This window comes from Allokutzneria sp. NRRL B-24872 (assembly GCF_002155965.1).
GTDB lineage: Bacteria > Actinomycetota > Actinomycetes > Mycobacteriales > Pseudonocardiaceae > Allokutzneria.
Genome location: NZ_MUMH01000224.1, coordinates 1,345 through 4,009, shown reverse-complemented (window position 1 = coordinate 4,009; position 2,665 = coordinate 1,345). Strand labels below are relative to the sequence as shown.

Annotated in this window: 2 protein-coding genes and 1 pseudogene; all 3 read left to right on the top strand. The window is 72.7% G+C overall.

Features of this window, described 5'->3' with window-relative positions:
- Positions 1-186 precede the first annotated feature (186 nt).
- Entirely contained in the window at positions 187-333 is a 147-nt protein-coding gene (locus CCN37_RS40370) for a hypothetical protein (RefSeq protein WP_168201025.1), read from the top strand.
- 40 nt (positions 334-373) lie between these two features.
- Positions 374-2,326 (top strand): dTMP kinase, encoded by a 1,953-nt coding sequence (locus CCN37_RS36275; RefSeq protein WP_086829783.1) that lies wholly within the window; start codon positions 374-376, stop codon positions 2,324-2,326.
- Between the two features lie 3 nt (positions 2,327-2,329).
- Positions 2,330-2,665 (top strand): annotated as a pseudogene (locus CCN37_RS41830) (DNA polymerase III subunit delta'); the annotation flags it as partial.

Below are 2,665 nucleotides of genomic sequence, written 5' to 3'. Positions count from 1 at the left end.
TCAAGATGAAGCCGAGGAGCAGGAGCCCGAAAAAGATCATGGCGCTGATGCCGCACCCCGCGCCCGCCTTGGCCTGCTGCTGGGGCTGCGGTTGCGCCTGCGGCGGGGGCATCGGCTGCATCGGTTGCTGGACCGGGGCCTGCCTGCGCTGACGAGGGCGCTGCTTCGGCGCGGGAGCCCGCTCAGATGCAGCCGATGCCCCCGCCGCAGGCGCAACCGCAGCCCCAGCAGCAGGCCAAGGCGGGCGCGGGGTGCGGCATCAGCGCCATGATCTTTTTCGGGCTCCTGCTCCTCGGCTTCATCTTGAACGTGGCCGAACACCTCTTCCCCTAGTCTGAGCACCGCTTCGGCTAATGCGAACGGGTGATCTGACGTGGGTGATGCGGGAACGCCGCCGGTCTCGACCGCTCACCGGGTTCGCAGCGTGCTGGCCATCCAGCCGTTCCGCAGGCTGTGGGCCGTCAACGCGCTGAGCAGCGTCGGCGACTGGCTGTCGCTGCTGGCCCTCTCGGCGCTGGCCACCAACATGACCAGCGGCTACCAGGCGCAGGGCTTCGCGCTCGGCGGTGTCATCGTCACCAAGCTGCTGCCCGCGCTGCTGTTCGCCCCGGTGGCGGGCGCGCTCGCGGACAAGTTCGACCGGCGCGCGCTGATGGCGATCTGCGACGTGCTGCGCTGCCTGCTGCTGGTGAGCGTGCCGCTGGTGGGCTCGCTGTGGTGGCTGTTCGTGGCGACCTTCCTGATCGAGCTGGTCACGCTGTTCTGGGCGCCCGCCAAGGACGCGGCCGTGCCGAACCTGCTGCGCAGGCCGGACCAGGTGGAGACGGCCAACCAGCTGAACATGGTGATGACCTACGGCGTCTCGGTGGTGGCGGCCTCCGGCCTGTTCACCGCGCTGACGGTGATCGGCCCGACGCTGGCGCTCCAGCTGAGCCCGACCGGCACGATGGCGGTCGCGCTGCTGCTCAACGCGGTGCTCTACCTGGGCAACGCGATCACCGTCGCGACCCGCATCCCGGAGATCTCCAGCCGCGCCCACGACGCCGGGAAGCTGGCGGGGGAGAGCCTGTTCTCGCTGGTCAAGGACGGCCTGGCTTTCGTGGGCCGGACACCGCTGGTGCGCGGCCTGGTGATCGGCATCGGGGGAGCGTTCGCGGCGGGCGGCGCGGTGATCGCCTGCGCGAAGCTCTACGCGCTGAGCCTCTCCGGCGGTGACGGCAGCTACGGCCTGCTGTTCGTGTCGGTGTTCTCCGGGCTCGGCGTCGGCATGGTGTTCGCGCCGAAGCTGGCCGCGCGCATGCCGCACAACCGGCTCTTCGGCGCCGCGATCATCGCCGCCGGGCTCGCGATGGTCCCCGCCGCGCTCGCCCCGCACCTGTGGGTGGCGCTGGCGACGGTGGCCCTGGTCGGCACCTCAGCGGGCGTTGCTTTCCTGACCGGGATGACGATCATCGGCGCGCAGGTGGAGGACACCGTGCGCGGCCGGACCGTCGCGTTCATGCAGTCGCTGGTCCGGCTCGTGCTGATGGGCGCGATGGCCGTGGTGCCACTGCTGGTCGCGGTGGTCCCGCCGATCACCTTCGAGGCGCTGGGCCGCGCGGTGCGGATCGACCCCACCAGGCCGGTGCTCTTCGCCGCTGGGCTGGTCGCCGCCCTGGCGGGCACGATCGCCTACCGGCAGATGGACGACAGGCGCTCCGGAGGTGTCCGCGACCTGCTGTCCGCGCTGGTCAGGACGCCGCGAACGGGCAGCGGCCACTTGTTGTCGGTGGAGGGGGACACCGTCGAGGAGACGGCCGCGCAGGCACGCCTGCTGGTGGACTGGCTTCGCGAGGGTGGACGCGAGGTCCTGCTGGCGGGAGACCCGGCCTCGGAGGGCGAGCGCCTGCGCGACCTGGCCGAACACGGCGGCCTGACCGGACTTCGGGCGCACTCGCTGCTGGCCGCCGCGGTCCGCGCGGACGTGGTGGAGCGGCAGGTGGTGCCCGCGCTCGAAGCCGGTTCGGTCGTGGTCCTGGTGTGCGAGCCGAGCTCGGGCTCACCGGACGGGCTCGTGGACTGGGCGACCGGGCGGCTGCGCCCCGAGGTCACCGTGCTGCTCGACCGGGCCAGCAGCGGTCCGGCCGGGCGGATCGAGCACACCTGGCGGCACGTGCTGACCGAGCTCGCGGCGGCGGACCCGGAGCGGTACGTGGTCGTCGACGCGGACGGAGAGCGGGAGGAGGTGGCACTCAGGGTTCGGGAGGCGGTGCTTCCCGCGCTGTCGGCGCGGCGCGTTACGGTGCCACCGACCGATGGGTCCCTGGCGAGTTCCGAAGCGGGGTAATGCGTGAGCACCGGAGTGTGGGCCGAGGTGGTCGGCCAGCCGGAGGCGGTGGCCGTGCTCGGAGCGGCGGCCCGCGCCGCGGACGAGCTGGTGTCCGGACGGCCCGTCACCCCCGGGGCGATGACGCACGCGTGGCTGTTCACCGGCCCTCCCGGCTCGGGGCGGTCCACTGCGGCCAAGGCGTTCGCGGCGGCCTTGCAGTGCTCGTCGGTGGGCTGGGGCGACCTCCCCGGCTGCGGTGAGTGCCAGGCGTGCCGCACGACGCTCGCCGGTACCCACCCGGACGTGCGCGTGGTGGCTCCGGAGGGGCTGTCCATCGCCGTGGCGGAGATGCGCGCC

Bases quoted from the DNA above. Each gene is read 5' to 3' on its own strand.
- CCN37_RS40370 (WP_168201025.1), top strand. From the start codon at position 187: ATGCAGCCGATGCCCCCGCCGCAGGCGCAACCGCAGCCCCAGCAGCAG.